This is a genomic window from Pseudomonas sp. AL03 (assembly GCF_029960815.1).
GTDB lineage: Bacteria > Pseudomonadota > Gammaproteobacteria > Pseudomonadales > Pseudomonadaceae > Aquipseudomonas.
Window position 1 is genome coordinate 1 of record NZ_JASBRE010000015.1, and the last position, 24,306, is coordinate 24,306.

Consider the following 24,306-nt stretch of genomic DNA (forward strand, 5'->3'; position numbering starts at 1 on the left):
TGTGAAAGCTTAGTGGGCGATCACAGGGGGCGGCGGGGGTAGCCATTTCATTATTTTGAATTGCTACAACCTGACTTTCCTCGCTACAACCTTCCTTTCTGATACTTGTTCTCATTCGCTAATTTTTCCGGTCTGCATTCGTTTTATAGGGACGACGTGCCTTTGTGCTTCCCGCCACTGATCCGGATGCTAAGAAATGAATGCTGAAGACTCCTTGAAACTAGCTCGCCGGTTTATCGGGTTGCCCCTGGAAAAGCGCCAGATGTTCCTTGCGGCCTTGCACAAGGAGGGCGTTGATTTCGCCCGTTTTCCGATTCCTGCCGGCGTTGAAGCCGACGATCGCCAGGCGTTGTCGTACGCCCAGCAGCGCATGTGGTTTCTTTGGCAGCTGGACCCGCAAAGCGGCGCCTACAACCTGCCCGGCGCGGTGCGTCTGACCGGGCTGCTGAATCTGTCAGCGCTGGAGCAAGCCTTCGCTAGCCTCGTCGCGCGCCACGAAACCCTGCGCACGGTGTTCCAGCGTCAGGCCGACGGCAACCTGCTGCAAGTGCCGGCCAGCGCGCCTCTGGTGATCGATCAGGTGGATTTCAGCGCATTGTCGGCTAATGAACGTGAGCAAGCAGTCGCCCGCGCGGCCGAGCAGCAATCAGTGTTGCCGTTCGATCTCTCGGCCGGCCCTCTGCTGCGCGTCACCTTGCTCAAACTCGCCGAGCAGGAACACGTCCTGCTACTGACCCTGCACCACATCGTTTCCGACGGCTGGTCGATGAACGTGCTGATCGACGAATTCATCCGCTGCTACGACGCCTTCGAGGCGGGCGCGCAACCGCAACTCGCTCCATTGCCGATCCAGTACAGCGACTATGCCCTGTGGCAACGCCGCTGGCTGGAGGCCGGCGAACAGGCGCGCCAACTCGACTATTGGCAGGCGCAACTGGGCGCTGAGCATCCGGTGCTGGAGCTGCCCACCGATCATCCGCGTCCGGCGATGCCGAGCTATCGCGGCACCCGTTACGAATTCGCGGTCGACGGTCAACTGGCCGAGCAACTGCGGGCCACGGCGCAGAAACACAACATCACCCTGTTCATGCTGTTGCTCGGCGCGTTCAACGCGCTGCTGCATCGCTACACCGGGCAGACCGACATCCGCGTCGGCGTGCCGATTGCCAACCGCAACCGCGCCGAAATCGAAGGGCTGATCGGCTTCTTCGTCAACACCCAAGTGCTGCGCACCCAGCTCGACGGTCAAATCCGGGTCGACGACTTGCTGCGCGCCATCAAGGAAACCGCCCTCGGCGCCCAGGCTCATCAAGATTTGCCATTCGAGCGCCTGGTCGAAGCGCTGAAGCTGGAACGCAGCCTCAGCCACACGCCGCTGTTCCAGGTGATGTACAACCACCAGCCGCAGGTCGCGGACATTTCTACGGTCAGCACCGCGTCCGGTCTGGCGCTGGGCGTGATCGAGTGGGAAGGGCGCACAACTCAGTTCGATCTGACGCTGGATACTTACGAGAAGCGCGGCAAGCTGCACGCCGCGCTGACCTACGCCAACGACCTGTTCGACGCCGCGACCATCGCGCGTATGGCGCAGCACTGGACGCATTTGCTGCACGGCATGGTCAGTGATTCGCAACAACGCATCAGCGATTTGCCGCTGCTTGAGACAGTCGAATATCAGCGCATCGTGCATGACTGGAATCGCGCTGACGAAGGCTTCGCCCAGGACCTGTGCATTCATGAGTTGATCGCCCGGCAAGCCGCCGCGAGCCCGGATGCATTGGCGGTGACCTTCGGCACGAAGCAGCTGACTTACGCCGAACTCGACACTCGGGCCAACCGCCTGGCCCACAAGCTGATCGAGCTGGGCGTGGGCCCGGAAGTCCGGGTCGGCGTGGCGATGCAGCGCTCCGAAAACTTGCTGGTAGCGTTGCTGGCCGTGCTCAAGGCCGGTGGCGCCTACGTGCCGCTGGACCCGGATTACCCCGCCGAACGCGTTGCCTACATGCTTGAAGACAGCCGCGCCCTGGTGCTGCTGACGGAACAGGCTGTCGCCGCGACATTGACCGTCGCCGCCGACACCCCAGTCCTGCTGATGGAAGGTATGGAGTGTGCCGATTACCCAAGCAGCGCGCCGGTGACCCGCGTCACGCCGGATAACCTCGCCTACGTGATTTACACCTCCGGTTCCACCGGCAAGCCCAAAGGCGTGGCCATCGCCCATCGCAACGTGCTGGCGCTGATCGACTGGTCGCAGTCGGTCTACAGCCGCGAAGACATTCAAGGCGTGCTGGCCTCGACGTCGGTGTGCTTCGACCTGTCGGTGTGGGAGTTGTTTGTGACCTTGGCCAACGGCGGCTCGCTGATCATTGCCCGCAATGCCCTGGAATTACCGCAGCTGCCGGCCCGTGATCAAGTGCGCCTGATCAACACCGTGCCGTCGGCGATCAATGCGTTGCAGCGTGACGGGCAGATCCCGCCGAGCGTGCGCATCATCAACCTTGCCGGCGAGCCGCTGAAGCAGAGCCTGGTGGATGCGTTGTATCAGCAGCCGACCGTCGAGCATGTCTACGATTTGTACGGTCCGTCGGAAGACACCACGTACTCAACCTGGACCCGTCGCGAGGCCGGTGGTCGCGCAAACATCGGCCGCCCGCTCAAACACACCGCCAGCTATTTGCTGGACGCCGACCTGCAACCGGTACCTCAAGGCGTGTCCGCCGAGCTGTACCTGGCTGGTGCCGGCATCACCCGCGGCTACCTGGCGCGTCCGGGCATGACCGCCGAAAAATACGTGCCTAACCCGTTCGCCAGCAATGGCGAGCGCCTGTACCGCACCGGCGACCTGACCCGTTATCAGGCCGACGGCACGCTGCAATACGTCGGGCGCATCGACCATCAGGTCAAGGTCCGCGGTTTCCGCATCGAACTCGGTGAAATCGAAGCGCGGCTGTTGCAGCAGGACGCCGTGCGTGAGCTGGCGGTGCTGGTACAGGACGGCGTCAACGGTCAGCAACTGGTCGCCTACATCGTGCCATCCGATCCGGCCATGTTGCTGGACGATCTCGACGCTCAAGCGACCCTGCGTGAAACCCTGAAAGCTGCGCTGCGCCGACATTTGCCGGACTACATGGTCCCGGCATTTCTGCTGTTCCTCGAACAGCTGCCGCTGACCCCCAACGGCAAACTCGACCGCAAGGCCTTGCCGGCGATTGACGGTACCCAGCAACAACGCGAACACGTCGCGCCGCGCACTGCGATGGAAAAATCCCTCGCGGCGATCTGGCAGGACGTGCTGGCCATCGACAACGTCGGTCTTGAAGACAACTTCTTCGAACTGGGCGGCGACTCCATCGTCTCGATGCAAGTGGTCAGCCGTGCGCGTCAGGCCGGGGTCGTGTTGAGCCCCAAAGACCTGTTCCAGCACCAGACCGTCCGCAGCCTGGCCCAGGCCGCCCGCAGCGGCGAGCAGCCGTTGATCGACCAAGGTCCGGCCATTGGCGCGGTGGCGTTGGCGCCGGTACAACAGTGGTTCTTCGAACAAGCCATTCCTGAGCGTCAGCACTGGAACCAGTCGCTGCTGCTGGTGCCGCGCGAGGCGTTGAGCGTCGAGGCGCTGGATCGTGCTTTAGAGCAGTTGCTGACTCATCACGACAGCTTGCGTCTGCGCTGCGAGCAGACCGAAAACGGTTGGCAGCAAGCCTACGCGGCGCCGACTACTGAATCGGTGTTGTGGCAGCGTCAGGCGCAATCGGTTGAAGAACTCAATGCCCTGTGCAACGAAGCCCAGCGCAGTCTTGATCTGCAGAACGGCCCGTTGCTGCGCGCACTGCTGGTGGCGATGGCCGACGGCTCGCAACGTTTGCTGCTGGTCATTCATCACCTGGTGGTGGACGGTGTTTCCTGGCGTGTGCTGCTGGAAGATCTTCAGCAGTTCTACAGCGGCAGCCCTGTTTCGCTGGCGAGAACCAGCCCCTATCAACGCTGGGTCGCCCGTCTGCACGATCATCTTCCAGCCTTTGAAAACAGCCTCGGTCACTGGCAGGCCCAACTGCGCGACGCACCGAACGATCTGCCGTGCGACCGTCCAACTGGCGCGCTGGAAAACCGCTTCGAGCAGAAACTCGAACTCAAATTCGACACCGAGCAAACCCGCAAACTGCTGCAACAGGCCCCGGCGGCCTATCGCACGCAGGTCAACGACCTGTTGCTGACTGCCCTGGCGCGAGCGGTGTGCCGCTGGAGCGGGCAGGGCAGCACGCTGATCCAGCTCGAAGGCCATGGCCGCGAAGACCTGTTCGATGACATCGACCTGACCCGCACCGTGGGTTGGTTCACCAGCCTGTTCCCGGTCAACCTGATGCCTTCCAGCAATCTCGGCGCGTCGATCAAAACCATCAAGGAACAACTGCGTGTCGTGCCGGACAAAGGTCTCGGCTACGGCGCATTGCGTTACCTCGGCACTCCGGCGATGCGCGCCGAACTGGCGGCGTTGCCGCAACCACGTATCACCTTCAATTACCTGGGGCAGTTCGACCGTCAGTTCGACGACGGCGCGATGTTCGTGCCGTCCACCGAAGGCAACGGTGTGGCCCAAGACACCTCAGCGCCATTGGGCAACTGGCTGACGGTTGAAGGCCAGGTTTACGGCGGCGAGTTGTCGCTGAGCTGGGGCTTCAGCCGTGAGATGTTCGACAGCGCAACCATCCAGCGTCTGGCGGACGATTACGCACTGGAACTCAACGCGCTGATCGAGCACTGCTGCACGCTTGAGGAAAGCCAGGCCACACCGTCGGACTTCCCGTTGTCGCGCATCAGTCAGGCGCAACTCGACGCATTGCCGGTCGCTGTCTCGACCCTCGAAGACCTTTATCCACTGTCGCCGATGCAGCAGGGCATGCTGTTTCACACCCTGTACGAACCCGAAGTCGGCGCCTACATCAGCCAGTTGCGTTTGGACATCCAGGGCCTCGATCCCGTGCGATTCGCTCAGGCCTGGCAGACCGCGCTGGAGCGTCACGATATTTTGCGCAGCAGTTTCCACTGGCAGGGCCTCGACACCGCGCATCAGGCGATTGTCCGCCAAGTGGCGCTGCCGCTTGAAGTGCTTGAAGCGACCGACACCGATGCGCTGGGCGACACCGAGCGTGCTCAAGGTTTTGAATTGGGCACTGCGCCGCTGTTCCGTTTGAAGCTGGTCCGCACGGGCGTCAATGACTGGCACCTGATCTACACCAGCCATCACATTTTGATGGACGGCTGGAGCAACGCGCAGTTGCTCGCCGAAGTGATCCAGCACTACGCCGCCGAGCAGTCGCTGCCAGCGCCGATCGGACAATACCGCGACTATCTGGGCTGGTTGCAGCAGCAATCCGCCGTCGCTGGCGAGCAGTTCTGGAAAACCGCATTGGCACCGCTGCAAGCACCAACGTTGCTGGCCGAAGCCTTGCGGCCACCGGTAGGCGCCGAAGGTAACGAGGAATATCGCGCAGCACTCGACAGCCGCGCGACCCAGCGTCTGGCCGAGTTTGCCCGCCAGCAGAAAGTCACCCTTAACACCCTGCTGCAAGCGGCCTGGAGCCTGTTGCTGCAACGCTACACCGGCCAGGATTGCGTGGTCTTCGGTGCCACGGTCGCCGGTCGATCCGCGCCGCTGCCGGGGATCGAAGAGCAGCTTGGGCTGTTCATCAACACGTTGCCGCTGGTCTGCGCGATGAAGCCGGATCAAACCGTCAGTCAGTGGCTGAGCGAGTTGCAAGGGCTGAACCTGGCCATGCGCGAGTTCGAGCATGTGCCGCTTTACGACATTCAGGGCTGGGCGGGGCAGCAGGGTTCGGCGCTGTTCGACAGCCTGCTGGTGTTCGAAAACTTCCCGGTGGCCGAAGCGCTGAAACAGGGCGCGCCGGCCGGGCTGTCGTTCGGCAACCTGCACAACCACGAGCGCACGCACTATCCGCTGACGCTGGGCATCGAACTGGGCGAAGGCCTGAGCCTGGACTTCAGCTACGACGCGGCGCGGTTCAGTGCCGCTCAGGTCACTGAGTTGTCGGCCAATTTTCAGCACCTGCTGGCGCAATGGGTGGCGCTGCCGGACGCGGCATTGGGCGCGCTGGAGTTACTCGATGAGGCCGGAAAAAATGCGGTGCTCGCGGTCAGCCAACCGGCTGCAGTTGAGTTATCCACAACACTTTTGGCGCACGAACAAATCGCGGCTCAGGCCGCAGCCACCCCGTACGCGGTGGCGTTGCAGGTGGGCGGTCAGTCGTTGAGCTACGGCCAGTTGAACGCTCAGGCCAACCGCTTGGCCCATCGCCTGATCGACAACGGCGTCGGCCCAGGCTCGCGTGTCGGTCTGGCGCTGCATCGTGGTCCGCAACTGATCGTCAGCCTGCTGGCGGTACTCAAAGCCGGCGCGGCCTATGTGCCTTTGGACCCGAAATACCCGACCGAACGCCTGACGTACATGATCGACGACAGCCGTCTCGATGTGCTGCTGTGCGAGTCCGGTGTGCTGGAAGATGTGCCCGGCGTGCGACGTCTCAGCCTTGAAGACAGCACCGACTACCCCGACAGCAATCCGCAAAACCATGCGGTCGCCGACAATCTGGCCTACGTCATCTACACCTCCGGTTCCACCGGTCAACCCAAAGGCGTGGCCATCGCCCATGCCGCGCTGCGCGAGTTCTGCCAGACCGCCGCCAACTATTCAGTACTGTCGGCGTCCGACCGCGTGTTGCAGTTCGCGACCTTCAGCTTCGATGGCTTCGTCGAGCAGTGCTTCCCGGCGCTGTGCGTCGGCGCGGCGTTGATCATGCGCGGCGATGACGTGTGGGATGCCGGCCGACTCGCCGCCGAAATCGTTCAGCAGGGCGTGACCGTGGCGGACTTGCCGGCCGCTTACTGGTACTTGCTGGCCCGCGAATGTGCGAGCGGCGCGGTGAGCAACCTGGGTGATTTGCGCCAGGTTCACGTTGGCGGCGAAGCGATGTCGGTCGAAGGTCTGCGCTTGTGGCACCAGGCCGGTTTGACCCACGTGCGTTTGCTCAACACCTACGGCCCGACTGAGGCGACGGTGGTGTCCAGCGTTCATCAATGCCGTCTCGACGATGCCAGCGACGCGTTTGGCATCCCGATTGGTCGAGCCATCGCAGGTCGGGCGCTGTACGTGCTGGACGCGGCCGGTCAATTGTTGCCAAACGGTGGCGTCGGCGAATTGTGCATCGGTGCTCCGGCCAGCCTGGCGCAAAGCTACTTTGATCGCCCGGCACTGACCGCCGAGCGTTTCCTGCCAGACCCGTTTGCCCGTGAGCCGGGCGCGCGTTTGTACCGCAGCGGTGATTTGGCGCGTTACAACGCTGAAGGGAATCTGGAATACGTCGGCCGCATTGACCATCAAGTGAAGATTCGCGGCTTCCGCATTGAAATGGGCGAGATCGAAGCCTGCCTGCAAGCTCGGGAGGAGGTGCGCGAAGCCGCCGTCATTGCTCAGGACGGGACGCAACTGGTGGCGTATATCGTGGCCAGCGGCGCGGTGATTTCTCAGGCTGATTATCTGGAAGAACTCAAAGCAGTTTTACGCCAGTCGTTGCCGGAATACATGGTGCCGAATCACCTGATCCTGCTGCCGAAACTGCCGCTCAACAACAACGGCAAACTCGACCGCAAAGCCTTGCCGCGTGCGGCAGCCGCCGATGCACAACGGGCGTTCGTGGCGCCGGCCGAAGGGCTTGAAGCGCAACTGGCGCTGATCTGGCAGGAGGTGTTGCAGGTCAAGCAAGTGGGTCGCGACGACAACTTCTTCGAGTTGGGCGGGCACTCGTTGCTGGTGCTTCAAGTGATCTCCCGTGTGCGTCAGCAACTGCAACTTGAACTGTCCGTGAGCAGCCTGTTTTCCGCCGCCAATCTGGCGCAATTCGCCGAGCGTGCCGCACTGTCGAACGTCAGCGGCCAACCGGTGCTGCAACGTGCAACGGTCGATCAGCCGCAGATCCTGTCGTACGCCCAACAGCGCCAATGGATTCTCTGGCAGCTGGACCCACAGAGTCCGGCCTACAACATTCCCGCCGCGCTGCGCCTCAAGGGATCGCTGAATCACGACGCCCTGCGCGAAGCCTTCGCCCAGTTACAGGCCCGTCATCAAACTCTGCGCACGACCTTTGAACAGGATGGTCAACAGGCGCGTCCGGTGCTGCACGACACTCTGGCGCTGCAACTGGATGAACGCACACTCGATCAGTCGTCGATCGACAATGCCGTGGCCGAAGAAATCGCCCGTCCGTTCGACCTGCGCAACGGTCCGCTGTGGCGCGTGTTGCTGTTGCAAGTGAACACCGACGAACACGTGCTGGTGCTCACCGTGCATCACATCGCCGCCGATGGCTGGTCGATGCAGATCATGGTCGATGAATTCAGCGCGCTGTATCAGGCCGCCGTCGAAGGGCATCCGGCGAACCTGTCCAACCTGCCGGTGAACTACAGCGACTACGCCCGTTGGCAGCGCGACTGGCTGGAGGCCGGGGAGGGCGCACGCCAACTGACGTGGTGGAGCGAGCAACTGGCGGGCAGCCAGGTACCGCTTGAGTTGCCAAGTGAACTGACCCGTCCGGCCCGTCGCACTGAGCGCGGTGCCAGCCTGGCACTGAACGTTGATCGCGAGTTGCTGGCCGGTTTGCGCCAACGCGCCCAGGAACAACAGGTGACGTTGTTCATGCTGTTGCTGGCGAGTTTCCAGACTTTGCTGCATCGCCAGAGCGGGCAGTCGAGCATCAGCGTCGGCGTGCCGAGCGCCGGTCGTTCGCGTATCGAAACCGAAGGCCTGATCGGCTTCTTCATCAACACTCAAGTGCTGCGTGCCGAGATCGACGGGCAGCAGACGTTCAGCACCTTGCTGCAACAGGTTAAACAGGTAGCACTTGGCGCGCAGGCCAATCAGGACGTGCCGTTCGAGCAGTTGGTCGACGCCTTGCAGCCCGACCGCAGCCTCAATCACAGCCCATTGTTCCAGGTGCTCTACAACCATCAACAGCAATTGGGTGCCAGTGTCGAGCGCACGGTTGCCGACTTGCAGGTCGAGCGTCTGCACTGGCAGCAACACACCACGCAATTCGATCTGGTGCTCGACACTCAAGAGCAGGGTGAAGCGCTGGACGCCAGCCTGACCTACGCCACTGATGTGTACGATGAGGCTTCGATGAAGCGCCTCGCCGAGCAGTGGCTGAACCTACTGCGAGCGGTGGTCGCGGATCCGCAGCAGCGGGTGGCGGAACTGCCAATAATTGACCGGCTGCAACGGGAGGCTTTGGCGCAGCACTGGAACCCAACGTTCCAGGCGCAACCGCCGTCGCCCACCTTGCACCACTTGTTCGAAGCCCAGGCTGCCGAGCGGCCGAACGCAATCGCCTTGGTCTACGAAGGCGAGCAACTGACCTACGCCGCACTCAACGCTCAGGCCAATCGACTGGCGCGCAAACTGCGTGAGCAGGGCGTCGGGCCAGAGGTGCGGGTCGGCATTGCCACCGAGCGGGCGATGCCGCTGGTGGTGGGCTTGCTGGCGATTCTCAAGGCCGGCGGCGCCTACGTGCCGCTGGACCCGCATTACCCGGCCGAGCGCTTGAGCTACATGATCGAAGACAGCGGCATCACGCTGCTGCTGACCCAGCCACACCTGATCGACGGTTTGCCGTCCCGCGACGGTGTGCAAGTGTTGAGCCTGGAGTCGTTGCAACTGGATGGCTACAGCGCCGACAACTTGCCGGCGCTGGCGACCCCGGAAAATCTCGCCTACGTGATCTACACCTCTGGCTCCACCGGCCGGCCGAAGGGTGCCTTGCTCAGCCACGGCAACGTCGGGCGCCTGCTCACGGCCACCGCTGCCGAGTTCAACTTCGGCCCGGACGATGTCTGGACGCTGTTCCATTCCTACGCCTTCGATTTCTCGGTGTGGGAGCTGTTCGGTTCGCTGTGCACTGGCGGGCGTCTGGTGATCGTGCCGTATGACATCAGCCGCGAGCCGCAAGCGTTTCACCGCTTGCTCTGTGATGAGGGCGTGACGGTGTTGAACCAGACCCCGACCGCGTTCCGTCAACTGTTACCGATTGCCTGCGCCAGCGAGCGAAACCTGGCGTTGCGTCAGGTGATTTTCGGCGGCGAAGCCCTCGAAGTCGCAAGCCTGCGTCCTTGGTTCGAACGCTTCGGCGACCGCCAGCCAACCTTGGTCAACATGTACGGCATCACCGAAACCACGGTGCACGTGACCTACCGCGCCATCCGTTTGGCCGACCTCGATGGCAAGGCCCAAAGCCCGATTGGCCTGCCGATTCGCGACCTGCGCTGGTACCTGCTCGACAGCCAGTTGCAGCCAGTGCCGGTGGGTGTGGCGGGTGAGCTGTACATCGCCGGCGCCGGTCTGGCGCGCGGTTATCACGGACGTTTCGGCCTGACCGCCGAGCGCTTTGTGCCAAGTCCGTTCGAGGCCTCCCAGCGCCTCTATCGCAGCGGCGACCTGGCGCGTCAGCGTGCCGACGGCAGCATCGATTACCTCGGACGGATCGACCAGCAAGTGAAGATTCGCGGTTTCCGCATCGAGCTGGGTGAAATTGAAGCCGCGTTGCTGGTGCAGCCGGGCGTGCGCCAAGCGGTACTGAGCGTGCATGCAGGCGACGGCGGCCCGCAGCTGTGCGCTTACGTGGTGGCCGAGCAAACCCCGCACGACCCGATCGCCTGGCGCGACAATCTGCGCGCCGCGCTCAAGGTTGATCTGCCGGATTACATGGTGCCGAGCCACTGGTTGCTGCTCGATGCCTTGCCGCTGACCGGCAACGGCAAGCTCGACCGCAAGGCCTTGCCGGTGCCCGATGCCGAGGAATGGCAGCGACCGTTCGAGGCCCCCGAAGGCGATCTCGAACGACAACTGGCAGACATCTGGGCCAGCGTGCTGGGCGTGGCGCAGATCGGTCGGCGCGACAACTTCTTTGAACTGGGCGGGCATTCGCTGCTCGCCGCCCAGGCCAGTGCCCGTGTGGAACTGGAACTGGGCATCGAGCTGCCGCTGCGCGCGCTGTTCGAATCCACCGACCTTCAGGCTTATGCCGCCATGGCCGGGCAACACGCCCCGGCTGACAACGATGCACGTCTTGATGCGCTTGAGTCGCTTCTCGACGAGATGGAGATCAACTGATGGAACACACCACTGCCCAGCGTATCGCCACTCGCTTCGCCGGCCTGCCTGCTGACAAGCGCCGCGAGTTTCTGCAACGCATGCAAGAGCAGGGTGTGAGCTTCGGGCAACTGCCGATTCCGCCGGCTGCCGAGCCGCAAACGACCTTCGAACTGTCGTACGCGCAGCAGCGCCAATGGTTCCTCTGGCAGCTTGATCCGCAGAGCTCGGCCTACAACATTCCTGCTGCGTTGCGTTTGCACGGGCCGCTGAATGTCGTGGCGTTGCAGCAAAGTTTCGACGTGCTGCTGGAGCGGCATCAGAGCCTGCGCAGCCGTTTCGTCGAAGACGACGGTCAGGTGGTGCAGACACTGGCCGAGTTCACGTCGCTGCCGATCGCACAGATCGACCAGCGCGCCGAACCTCAGGAACAGCGCCTCGATCTGGCGATGAAAAGCGTCGAGCACGAGATTGCCCGGCCGTTCGATCTTCAGCACGGTCCGCTGTTGCGGGTCAGCTTGTTGCAGCTCGATACCGAGGACCACGTGCTGTTGCTGACACTGCACCACATCGTCACCGATGGCTGGTCGATGGGCGTATTGGTGGAAGAATTTTCCCGGCTCTACGCCGCGCATTGCCAAGGTCAGAACGCAGCGCTGGAAGCGTTGCCGATCCAGTATTCCGATTACGCGATGTGGCAACGCCGCTGGATGGAAGCGGGCGAGCTGGAACGTCAACTCAACTGGTGGCGTGAAACGCTGGGCAGCGAACAACCGCTGCTGGAATTGCCCACCGACCGTCCACGCCCGGCGCAGCCGAGTCAGCGCGGTGCGCGTCTGGATTTCGCCCTCGACGCGACCCTGGCCAGCGGCCTGATGAGCCTGGCCAAACAGCGCGGCGTCACGCCGTTCATGCTGTTGCTGGCGAGCTTCCAGACCTTGCTCTATCGCTACAGCGGCCAGTCCGACTTGCGCGTTGGCGTGCCGATTGCCAACCGTAATCGTGCGGAAACCCGGGGTCTGATCGGCTTCTTCGTCAACACCCAGGTGATGCGTGCCGAACTCGATGGACGTCTGCCGTTCAGCCAGTTGCTCGACCAGACCCGTGCCGCTTCGCTGGATGCCCAGGCCTATCAAGACTTGCCGTTTGAACGTCTGGTGCAAGCGTTACAAGGTGAACGCAGCCTCAGCCACAGCCCGTTGTTCCAGGTGATGTTCAACCACCAGCAAGCCAAACCGGCGGCGGTCAGCGGTTTGCTCGCAGGCCTGCGCGTCGAAGCACTGAACGCGACGGCGCACACCACGCAATTCGACCTGCAACTGGACACTCAGGAAGAGGGCGACAAGCTGTTCGCCAGCCTGACCTATGCCACCGATCTGTTCGACGCCGAGCGCATCGAGCATTTAGCGCGTCATTGGAAGAATTTGTTGGCCGGCGTACTGGCGAATCCGCAATGCCCGCTCGCGGAGTTGCCACTGCTGGATGCCGACGAGCGCCTGCGCATCCTCGACGACCTGAACGACACGGCTCAAACCTATCCGGGTGAAGTCTGCGTGCAGCGGCATTTCGAGGCGCGCGTGGCTGAAGACGGTGAAACGACGGCGCTGGTGTTCCAGGGCCAGCGCCTGAGTTACGCCGAGCTGAACCGGCGCGCCAACCGCTTGGCCCATCACTTACGCGCCCAAGGTGTTGGCCCGGAAGTGCTGGTGGGGATTGCCTGCGACCGCTCGCTTGAAATGGTCGTCGGTCTGCTGGCGATCCTCAAGGCCGGTGGCGCCTATGTGCCGCTGGACCCGGAGTACCCGCTCGATCGCCTGAGCTACATGATCGAAGACAGCGGCATTTCGCTGTTGCTGACCCAGGATCATTTGCTGGCGCAATTGCCGACGCCGGACAACGTGCGCACCTTCTGCCTGCACGCCGAAGGCGATTGGCTGAGCGATTGGCCGGGTACTGATTTACCCAACCTGGCAATCGCTGAAAACCTCGCCTATGTGATTTACACCTCCGGTTCCACCGGTAAACCCAAAGGCGCCGGCAACCGCCATGTGGCGCTGCATAACCGTCTGGAGTGGATGCAGCAAGCCTACAACCTGTTGCCGAGCGACCGCGTGCTGCAAAAAACGCCGTTCAGTTTCGACGTGTCGGTGTGGGAGTTTTTCTGGCCGCTGATGAAGGGCGCCACTTTGGTCATCGCCGCTCCGGGCGAGCATCGTGATCCGCAACGTCTGGCCGGGTTGATCGTCGAGCAGGCGATCACCACGCTGCACTTCGTGCCGTCGATGCTCTCGGCCTTCATCGGTGCCGACGAGGCGCTGGCCTGCACGTCGTTGCAACGGATCATTTGCAGCGGCGAAGCGCTGCCGGTGGAGCTGCAACGGCAGACCCTGCGCAGCCTGCCGCAAGCCAATCTCTACAATCTGTATGGCCCGACCGAAGCAGCCATCGACGTGACCCATTGGACCTGCGTGGAAGAGGGCCGCGACAGCGTGCCGATCGGTCGGCCGATTGCCAACCTGCGCACCTGCATCCTCGACAGCGAACTGCAGCCGTTGCCACTCGGCGCGGTGGGTGAGTTGTACCTGGGCGGCGTCGGCCTCGCTCGCGGTTACCACCGTCGTGGCGCGCTGACCGCCGAGCGTTTTGTGGTCGACCCGTTTGGCAGCGGCGAGCGCCTGTACCGCACCGGTGACCTGGCGCGTTATCGCGCTGACGGCGCCATCGACTACTGCGGTCGTATCGACCATCAAGTGAAAATTCGCGGTTTGCGCATCGAATTGGGCGAAATCGAAGCGCGTCTGCAAGAGCATGCCGACGTTCAGGAAGCCGTGGTGTTGGCCCTCGACGGACCGAGCGGCAAGCAATTGGTCGCGTACATCGTGCCGCAGGATCGCGCATTGGTCAGCGTCGATGCAGAGCAACAAGGCGCGTGGCGCGAAACCCTGAAAAGCCATTTGCTCGCCAGCCTGCCGGATTACATGGTGCCGGCGCAGACCGTGCTGATCGAGCAAATGCCGCTGAGTCCGAACGGCAAACTCGACCGCAAACGCCTGCCCGCGCCGACCGCACAGGTCAGCCAACGCGCGTTCGAAGCGCCACGCAGCGAACATGAACAGGTGCTGGCGCAGATCTGGCAGGACGTGTTGGGCCTGGAGCAGGTCGGGCGTCAGGACAACTTCTTCGAACTGGGCGGCGACTCGATCATTTCGATTCAGGTGGTCAGCCGTGCGCGTCGAGCCGGCCTGAGCCTGCAGCCGCGTGACCTGTTCCAGCAGCAAACCTTGCAAGCGTTGGCCGCTGTGGTCAAAGAGCAGGCGGCACCGCTGGCGCAACAAGGGCCGGTGGACGGTGTGCAAACACTTACGCCGATCCAGCGCTGGTTCTTCGACGAACCGATCCCGCAGCGCGCGCATTGGAACCAGGCGGTGTTGCTGGTGCCGCGCGAAACCCTCGAATTGCCGCGTCTGCAAGCCGCGCTGCAACGTTTGCTCAAGCAGCACGATGCGCTGCGTTTGCGCTTCAGCCAGGTCGACGGTCAATGGTCGGCGCGCTACGTCGGTGCCGACAGCTGCGATGTCATCGACATGCTCTGGACCGCTCGCGTGGCCAGCGATGCCTCGCTGGAAGCGGTGTGCGACGAAGCCCAGCGCAGCCTTAGTTTGCAAGACGGTCCGTTGCTGCGCGTCGCGTTGATCGCCCAGGCTGATGGTTCCCAGCGGTTGCTGTTGGTTATCCACCACTTGGCGGTGGACGGTGTGTCCTGGCGGGTGTTGCTGGAAGATCTGCAGGCGGCTTACCAAGGGCAAGACCTGCCGCCGAAGACCAGCGCCTTCCAGGCCTGGGCCGATAAGCTCGACGCTTATGCGCGCTCCGATGCCGCTGCCAGCGAGCTGGACTGGTGGCAGGCGCACCTTCGCGTCGCGAATGATTCGTTGCCAGCGGCAAATACCGGGGCCAGTCAGGCCGGGCATCTGCGCCAGGGCGTCAGCATCGGTCTGGACCGCGAACAGACCCGCCAGTTGCTGCAACAGGCGCCAGCGATCTACCGCACGCAGGTCAACGACCTGCTGCTGACCGCGCTGGCCCGAACCCTCAGCCGCTGGACCGGCCACGCATCGGCGCTGATTCAGCTCGAAGGCCATGGCCGCGAAGCGCTGTTCGATGACATTGACCTGACCCGCACCGTTGGCTGGTTCTCCAGCTTGTTCCCGGTGCGCCTGACGCCGACCGCCAACCTTTCGGGTTCGATCAAGGCGATCAAGCAGCAATTGCGCGAGATTCCGGTCAAAGGCATGGGCTACGGCCTGTTGCGTTACATGGGTGATGCCGCGACCCAAGCGGCATTGGCCGCGCTGCCGCAAGCGCGCGTGACGTTCAACTACCTTGGGCAGTTCGACCAGAGCTTCGCCGAAGACGCCCTGTTCACCCCGGCTCGCGAATCCAGCGGTGCCGCGCAATCGGCGGACGCACCGTTGCCGAACTGGCTGTCGGTGGACGGCCAGGTGTATGGCGGTGAACTGAAACTCGACTGGACCTTCAGCCGCGAATGCTTTGACCCGCTTGAGATCGAGGCGCTAGCCGCGCAATTCCGCAGCGAGTTGCTGGCGCTGATCGCCCATTGCCTGAGCGATGGCGCGGGCGGCGTGACCCCGGCGGACTTCCCGTTGGCGCGCCTGACTCAAGCGCAACTCGATGGCCTGCCGGTGCCGCCAGCGCAGATCGAGGACCTGTATCCGCTGTCGCCGATGCAGGCCGGTTTGCTGTTCCATAGCTTGTACGAATCCGATTCCGGCGCGTACGTGAACCAGCTCAGCGTCGAAGCGCGAGGTCTCGACGCCGAGCGTTTGGGCCGCGCCTGGCAAGCGGTGCTCGACACCCATCCAATCCTGCGCAGCAGCTTCCACTTCCCCGACGGCTTCGAAGCGCCGGTGCAACTGGTGCATCGTCATCTGCACTTGCCGCTGACCTGCCTCGACTGGCGCGGCCGCAGCGATCAAGCCGACGCGCTGGCGCAGTTGATCGACAGTGAGCGCCTGCAACTCGATTCGACCCAGGCGCCGTTGATGCGTTTGACCCTGGTGCGTCTGGACAATGAGCGTCAGCAACTGATCTACACCCACCATCACCTGTTGCTCGATGGCTGGAGTAATTCGCTGCTGTTGAGCGAAGTCCTGCAGCGTTATGCCGGGCAGGAAGTGCAGGCACCGACCGGGCGTTTCGCCGATTACATTGGTTGGTTGCAACGGCAGGATGCCCACGCCGACGAGATCTTCTGGCGCGAGCAACTGGCGGCCCTCGACAACCCGACCCTGTTGGCGCAGAGCCTGGCGCATGTCGATTTCAAACAGCAGGCGACGGCAGCGTTCGCCGACCATCGCCAGACCTTCGATGTCGCCACGAGCAAGCGCTTCAGTGAGTTTGCCCGTCAGCAAAAAGTCACGCTCAACACCTTGGTCCAAGGTGCCTGGGCACTCTTGCTGCAACGCTACAGCGGTCAACGCAGCGTCGCGTTCGGCGCCACGGTGGCGGGGCGTCCAGTGGACTTGCCGGGCGCCGAAAGCCAGCTCGGCCTGTTCATCAACACCCTGCCGGTGATCAGCACACCGGACGCGGTCGAAAGCGTCGGCCAGTGGCTGACCCGCTTGCAGGCGCAAAACCTGGAACTGCGAGAGCATGAATTCACCGCCCTCGGTGATATTCAGCGTTGGGCCGGACGTGCCGGTGAACCGCTGTTCGACAGTCTGTTGGTGTTCGAAAACTTCCCGGTGGCCGAAGCGCTGCAACAGGGCGCTCCAGCCGGTTTGAGCTTCTCGATCCCGCAGAACCACGAACGCACCAACTTCCCGCTGACGCTGGCGGCCACTGCCGAAAGCCAACTCAGCCTGAACTGGAGCTACCAGTGCGCGCACTTCAGCAGCGAAGCGATTGCCCGCATGAGCGAGCATTTGGCCGCGTTGCTGGCGGCGATGGTTGCCGCGCCACACGCTGCATTGAGTGAACTGGATCTGCTCACTGCGCCAGAGCGAGCAAAGCAGTTGGTGGAGTGGAATCCAGCGTTCACCGCGACGGAAAACCCGCTCTGCGTGCATCAGTTGATCGAGGCCCAGGCCGTCGCCCGACCAGACGCCACGGCGCTGATCTTCAACGACCTGGAATTGAGCTTCGACCAACTCAACCGCCGCGCCAACCAATTGGCCCATCGCCTGCGTGCACTGGGCATTGGTCCGGAGGTGCGGGTCGGCCTGGCGATGCAACGCTCGCCGGAGATGATCATTGGCCTGCTGGCGATCCTCAAGGCGGGCGGCGCCTACGTGCCGCTGGACCCGGCGTACCCGGCCGAGCGTCTGCGCTATCTGATGGAAGACAGCGGCATTTTGCTGCTGATCAGCCAATCGTGGCTGCGAGAAAAACTGCCCTTGCCGCAAGGCCTGTCGGTGCTGGAAATCGACCGCGAACCGCTGGCGTTCATGGCGGACACCAACCCGGTCAACCTGACCTGCGGCGAGAACCTCGCGTACCTGATTTACACCTCGGGCTCCACCGGGCGACCAAAAGGCGTCAGCGTGGCTCATGGTCCGTTGGCCATGCATTGCCTGTCGATCGGCGAGTTGTACGGCATGGCCCCGGATGATCGCGAGTTGCAATTCGCCTCCATCAGCTTCGACGGCGCTCACGAGCGCTGGCTGACACCGCTGGTGTTCGGTTCGGCAGTGATGCCGCGCGATGACGAGTTGTGGAGCGTGGAGCGCACCTGCGCCGAGATCGAAAAGCACGGCATCACCCTCGCCTGCTTCACCCCGAGTTACCTGCTGCAGATGGCCGATTTCATGGGTGAAGCGGGGCGTGATCTGCCGATCCGTTCCTACACCCCGTGCGGGGAAGGGATGGCCAAGCATGCGTTCGACGAGGTGCAGCAAGTGCTGCAACCGAAGCGCCTGATCAACGGCTATGGCCCGACCGAAACGGTGATCACGCCGCTGATCTGGCTGGCGTATCCAGAGACTGAATTCGACTCGGCGTTCATGCCGATTGGTCGGCCGGTCGGCAACCGCAGCGCCTATATCCTGGACGGTGGCTTGCAGCCGTTGCCGGTTGGCGTGGCGGGCGAGTTGTACCTGGGCGGCGAGGGCGTCGCGCGTGGTTACCATCAACGTCCGGACCTGACCGCTGAACGTTTCGTGCCCGATCCGTTCGTGCCGGGCGCACGTTTGTATCGCAGTGGCGACCTCGCGCGGTTCCGTGCCGATGGTGTCGTTGAGTACCTCGGCCGTATCGACCAGCAAGTGAAGATTCGCGGGTTCCGTATCGAGCTGGGTGAAATCGAAGCCTGCCTGCTTGAACACGAAGGTGTGCGTGAAGCGTTCGTGATCGATCGCGAAGGCCCGGTGAGCCGCCAGTTGGTTGGTTATGTGGTGCCGCGCGATCCGCTCGCTGATGAGCAGGACCTGCGTGAAGCGCTGACGTTGCACCTGCGCAGCCGTCTGCCGGCGCACATGCTGCCGGCGCACTTGATGTGCCTGGCCGCGTTGCCGCTGACGCCGAACGGCAAGCTCGACCGTCAGGGCCTGCCGGCGCCCGAAGCGTCGCGTCAGAACCACGATCAAGTGGCCGCCGCGTCGCCGGTCGAAGCGTTGCTGGTGGAGATCTGGCAAGCGCTGTTGGGGCTGGATTCGGTGGGCGTCACCGAGAACTTCTTCGAATTGGGTGGTGACTCGATCATCTCCCTGCAAGCGGTGAGTCGTGCCGGGCAGCGCGGGCTGGTGTTCAGTCCGAAGCAACTGTTCGAGCAGCAGACCATTCGTGCTCTGGCCGCAGTCGCCAGCAGCCGTGAAGCGGCGTTGATCGAAGCGCCGAAAGTCCCAGCCTTTGCGCTGGTGCCGCACATCGATGTGGCCGCCCGTGAGGGGCTGCAAGACTTGTATCCGCTGTCGCCGATGCAGCAAGGCATGCTGTTCCATTGCCTTGATTCGCCGGAGCTGAACCCCTACGTCAACCAGTTGAGCGTGGCGGTGGATGGTTTGCAGGTGCCGCGTTTCCGCGCGGCCTGGCAAACGCTGGTGGAGCGTCATGAAGTGCTGCGTGCGGCGTTCCGCTGGCGCGATGGTCTGGCCGATCCACTGCAAGCGGTGTTCGCCGACGTCGAGTTGCCGATCGAAGAGTTCGACTGGCGCGACCGCACCGACACCGAGCAGGCGCTGAGTGAATTGGCGGCAGCGGAACAAGCCAAAGGCTTCGACCTGAGCTGCCCGCCGTTGATGCGCTTCATTCTGGTGCGTCTGGGCGATGACCGTTACCAGATGATCTGGATCTACCACCACTTGCTGCTTGACGGCTGGAGTGCTTCGCGGCTGTTGGGCGACATGTTGCGCCTGTACCACAACGACAGCCTGCCGACCCTGACCGGTCGATACGCTGACTACATTGCCTGGCTGCAACGTCAGGACGGCGTGCAGGCTGAAGGTTTCTGGCGCGAGCGACTGGCAGTGCTCGAAGCGCCGACCATTCTGGCCAAGGCCTCGGGCGCCGCAGGTTCCGGTCATGGCGTGATGTACAGCAACCTCGACGCCGAGGCGACGCGCAAACTGCACAGCTTCGCCAAGCGTCAGCGCGTGACCCTCAACACGCTGGTGCAAGGCGCCTGGCTGTTGTTGCTGCAACGTCACAGCGGCCAACGCAGCGTCGCGTTCGGTGCCACGGTGGCGGGGCGCCCGACCGGTTTGGCCGGCGCGCAGGACATGCTCGGCCTGTTCATCAACACCTTGCCGGTGATCCAGACCCTCGATCCGGAGCAACCGCTGGGCGAGTGGTTGCGCGCGTTGCAGGATTACAACCTGATGGTGCGCGACTACGAACACACGCCATTGTCGGACATTCAGCGCTGGGCCGGGCAGGGTGGCCAGGGCTTGTTCGACAGCATCATCGTGTTCGAAAACCATCCGGTGGACCGGGCCTTGAAAGGGGGCGAGGAAGGTGAATTGCGTTTTGCCGAAGTCGGCAGCGGTGGCGTGACCAACTTCCCGATGGACTTGATGGTCAGCGCCAACGAAGAAGGTCTGGAGGTCGAGTACCTGTTCCTGCGTGATCGCTTCAGTGAACTGGAAGTGCAGCGGATTCGTGCGCAGCTCGAGGGATTGCTGCGTGCGTTGCCTGAGGATGCTGCTTGTCTGCTCGGCAACATTGGCTTGCCTGAAGCGCGTTTGAGTTTGCCGCAGGTGTCCGACGACAACGCCGATTTGCTGCACGCCTTCAATCTGCATGTGCACACGCAGCCGCAGAAAATTGCTTTGATCTGTGAAGATCGGGACGTCAGTTATGCCGAGCTTGAGGCGCAGGCCAATGGGTTGGCGCAGCAACTGATCGGTCGCGGTATTGGCCCGGAAAGTCTGGTGGCGGTGGCGCTGCCGCGTTCCGAGCGCACCATCGTTGCGTTCCTCGCGGTGCTTAAAGCAGGGGCGGCGTATCTGCCTTTGGATCTCGCGTACCCGGCCGAGCGGCTGGTTTATATGTTGAGCGATTCGGCGGCCAGCCTGTTGCTTTGCGACAGCGATCTGGGTGAACGGTTGACGCTGGCTGATAGCCCGCCGCGCTTGTTGCTCGATCAACTGACGGTTGCCGACAACGTTGAGTGCCCGGTTTTCCATCCGTTGTCGGAGCACCTTGCGTACCTGATTTACACCTCAGGCTCCACTGGCCAGCCGAAAGGCGTGGCCGTGGCGCGCGGACCGATTGCCCGGCATTGCCGCGGTATCATCGAGCTCTACGAACTGGCACCACGCAGCCGCGAGCTGCACTTCATGTCGTTTGCTTTCGACGGCGCTCAGGAACGTTGGCTGAGTGTGCTGTTGGCCGGCGGCAGTCTGGTGATCCGCGATGACAGTGTGTGGACGCCGGAGCAAACCCTGGACGTGCTGCAGCGTCATGGCGTCACCGTGGCCTGCTTCCCGCCGGCGTACCTGCAACAGATGGCCGAAGTGGCTGAACGTCTGGGCAATCCGCCAGCGGTCGAGGTGTATTGCTTTGGCGGTGATGCGGTGCCGGAGGCCAGTTTCGAGCAGGTCAAGCGGGCTCTGCGTCCGCAGCGTCTGATCAACGGTTATGGCCCGACCGAAACCGTGGTCACGCCGCTGTTGTGGCGCGCCGAAGTCAGCGAAACCTGCGACGCGGCCTATGCGCCGATTGGTCGTGGTGTGGCCGGGCGTGGCTTGTACGTGCTGGATGCCGACCTCAATCCGTTGCCGGTGGGTGTCAGCGGCGAGTTGTACCTGGGTGGCGAATGCCTGGCGCGGGGTTATCACCAGCGTCCGGGTATGAGCGCCGAGCGCTTCATCCCCGATCCGTTCGAGGCCGGTGGCCGCATGTACCGCACGGGTGACCTGGTGCGCCAGCGCGAGTGCGGGTTGATCGACTATTTGGGGCGTCTTGATCAGCAAGTGAAGATCCGTGGTTTCCGCATCGAACTCGGCGAAATCGAAGCCCGTCTGCGCGACTGCGCCGGGGTGCAGGATGCCGCCGTGGTGGTGCACGAAACGCCGACTGGTAAACAATTGGTCGGTTACGTGGTGGCTGCCGGTGCTGTTGGTCTTGATCGCCGCTTGAAGTCTGAACTGCAAGCACAACTGCCGGACTACATGGTGCCGGCGCGAATCATGGTGCTGGAGCGCTTCCCGCTGTCGGCCAACGGCAAGCTCGACCGTCGCGCACTGCCTACGCCTGAATGGGCGCTCGGCGGTTATCGCGCACCGCGCAACGCGCTGGAAACGGCGTTGACTGCTATTTGGCAAGAGGTGCTCGGCGTGCCGCAAGTGGGCATCGACGACAACTTCTTCGAACTCGGTGGCGACTCGTTGCAGGTGCTCAAAGTCATCTCGCGGGTGCGCAGTCAGCCGCAACTGGGCTTCGAATTGAAGCTGCGGGATTTGATGCAGAAACCCTGCATCGCCGAACTCAGCGGTTATCAGGCGGCCGAGCCGGCCAAGGCGCCAGACCCATTGCTGGCGCTGAATGCGCGGATCCCCAACGTGCCGGCGCTGTTCTGCCTGCACGCCGGTTTCGGCACGGTGTTCGACTACGAACCGCTGGCCCGCCGACTGGAAGGACGGCGCACGGTGTACGGCCTGCAATGCCGCATGTTGCTCGACCCGCACTGGCAGGACGAGTCGCTGCTGGCCATGGCTCAGGCCTACGCGCAACGGATTCGCAGTCAGCAGGCCAAGGGGCCGTATTACTTGCTGGGTTGGTCGTTGGGCGGCGCGTTGACGCAACTGGTCGCTCACGAACTGGAAACCCAGGGTGAGACGGTGGCGTTTGCCGGGCTGGTCGACAGTTACGTGGCCGGCACCGCAGAAGCGGGGGACTGGCGCGAGGACCTGGGCGACTTCCTGAAGTTTGTGCTCGGTCTGCCGGCCGATGAGGCTCAAGCGCTGATTGCGCTGAAAGCCGCTGATTTGAATGAACGCGAGGGTTCCACGGCGGTGATCGAGGCGGCCATGCACGGCTCCAATGAACAATCTGCGTTGGGCGCGGGGGAACTCACACAGATCTTCGCCACCGGTTCACGGCTCAAGCAACTGGCCCTGGCGCATCGGCAACTGCCGGCGATTCAGGTCACGGCACATCGCTGGTGGGTGGCCGAGCGCGACGACGAACGCCGAGTGTTCGAGGCTCAGGTTGGTAGCCACGGCGTTGATCGCTTGTTGGCGGGCGGGCACTACGAGTTGCTGCGCGGTGATGAGTTGCTCGACGCGCTTGAAGACTTGCTGGAACGCCGATTGGCGATCATTTGAAAACAGCCGGGTGCTTCACCGCGCCCGGTTATTGACCTATTTGTGTGAAGGATTCGTCCCATGGCTGTGTTGCCAGAACTTGAAGCATTTTTAGAACTCGCCGAGTTCGGCCGGATGACCGGCAAAAGTCGCGCGATGCACGAACTGTCGCCGCAACAGGCGCGGATCGATTTTGAAGCGTCGTCCGGGTTTCTCGATGTGCCGCTGGACAGCGTTTCCTGCGAAGACTTCAGGATTGCTGCGCGTGACGGTCACAGCCTGTCGGCACGGCTTTATCGCGATGGGCACACGGTCGACGGGTTGCAGCCGGTGGTGTTGTATTTCCATGGCGGCGGCTACGTGGTCGGCAGCCTCGATTCCCATGATGCGCTGTGCCGGCGATTGGCGGCACAGGGTGGTTTTGCGTTGTTGACCGTGGGTTATCGCCTGGCACCGGAATGGCGTTTCCCGACGCCGGTGCAGGATGCCTGCGATGCGGGGAACTGGCTGGTGCGCGAGGGTGCGGCACGTGGTTTGGACGCGACGCGAGTAGCCGTGGCCGGTGACAGCGTGGGTGCGACGCTGGCGACGGTGTTGTCGATCATGGCGGTGCGTGAACCTCAGGAACTGGCGTTGAAACCCAAGGCACAATTGCTGGTGTACCCGGTGACGGATGCCACGACGAAACGGGTGTCGCATCGGGATTTCGCCGAGGGTTACTTGCTGGAGACGCCGACGCTGGACTGGTTCTACGGGCATTACGCACGCACGCCTGAGGATTTGGCGGATTGGCGTTGTTCGCCGTTGCTGGCGGCGGATCTGTCAGGTGTGGCGCCGGCGTTGGTGTATTTGGCCGGGCATGATCCGTTGCATGACGAAGGGTTGGCGTACGCCGAGCTGTTGCGTGCCGCCGGTAACGACGTGTCGTTGCTGGAACAGCCAGGGATGACCCATGACTTTTTGCGCATGGCGGGGTTGTTGGGGGAGGTTGAGGGGATTCATTCGGAAGTGGCGGGGTGGGTGCGTTCGCGGCTGTGATCTGAAGTCTGGCTCAGATCGTTAAACGTCGTTTGATCGCGCTTGTTTAATTCCCCGCAGCGTTACTTCATGAAAGCTACAACGCCTTGCGTCGTTGCCTACAGTTACGCCAGAATCCGCCGGCTTGTGCGCCTTGGGGCCGGCCGGTAACTTGGTTCCCGTCACTGATTGTCAGTGATCGGGTTTAGTAGCCCGCAGTCCCCACCATCGGTTGCATAAGCGTCATTCAGTCAGGTTCACCTGCACTTAATGGTGGCTGTGCGCATGGCGTCCTCGGACGCGCCGGGTTTGGTGGGTGTTACCGGTCTACTAACTTGCGCACAGCCGCCACCCTTTCGTGTAGTAGCGGAATGG

General features: G+C 62.9%; 3 protein-coding genes. All 3 read left to right on the plus strand.

What is annotated here, in order from left to right; genetic code table 11:
* Positions 1-196: 196 nt before the first annotated feature.
* From QK293_RS15800 to QK293_RS15810, 3 genes are read left to right on the plus strand one after another with little or no spacing between them, the layout of a single operon-like run.
* A complete protein-coding gene (locus tag QK293_RS15800; protein WP_282378505.1) occupies positions 197-11,173 on the plus strand; it encodes a non-ribosomal peptide synthetase in 10,977 nt (3,658 codons plus the stop codon).
* Positions 11,173-22,935, plus strand: coding sequence for a non-ribosomal peptide synthase/polyketide synthase (locus tag QK293_RS15805; protein ID WP_282378507.1), 11,763 nt, complete (start codon positions 11,173-11,175; stop codon positions 22,933-22,935). The genes QK293_RS15800 and QK293_RS15805 overlap by 1 nt, the downstream gene beginning before the upstream one ends.
* 60 nt (positions 22,936-22,995) lie before the next feature.
* Positions 22,996-23,952, plus strand: a complete 957-nt coding sequence (locus QK293_RS15810) for an alpha/beta hydrolase (protein WP_282378509.1) — start codon at positions 22,996-22,998, stop codon at positions 23,950-23,952.
* Positions 23,953-24,306: the final 354 nt, after the last annotated feature.

Coding starts and splice junctions, on each gene's coding strand:
- QK293_RS15810 (WP_282378509.1), top strand. CDS start 22,996: ATGGCTGTGTTGCCAGAACTTGAAGCATTTTTAGAACTCGCCGAGTTC.
- QK293_RS15800 (WP_282378505.1), top strand. CDS start 197: ATGAATGCTGAAGACTCCTTGAAACTAGCTCGCCGGTTTATCGGGTTG.
- QK293_RS15805 (WP_282378507.1), top strand. CDS start 11,173: ATGGAACACACCACTGCCCAGCGTATCGCCACTCGCTTCGCCGGCCTG.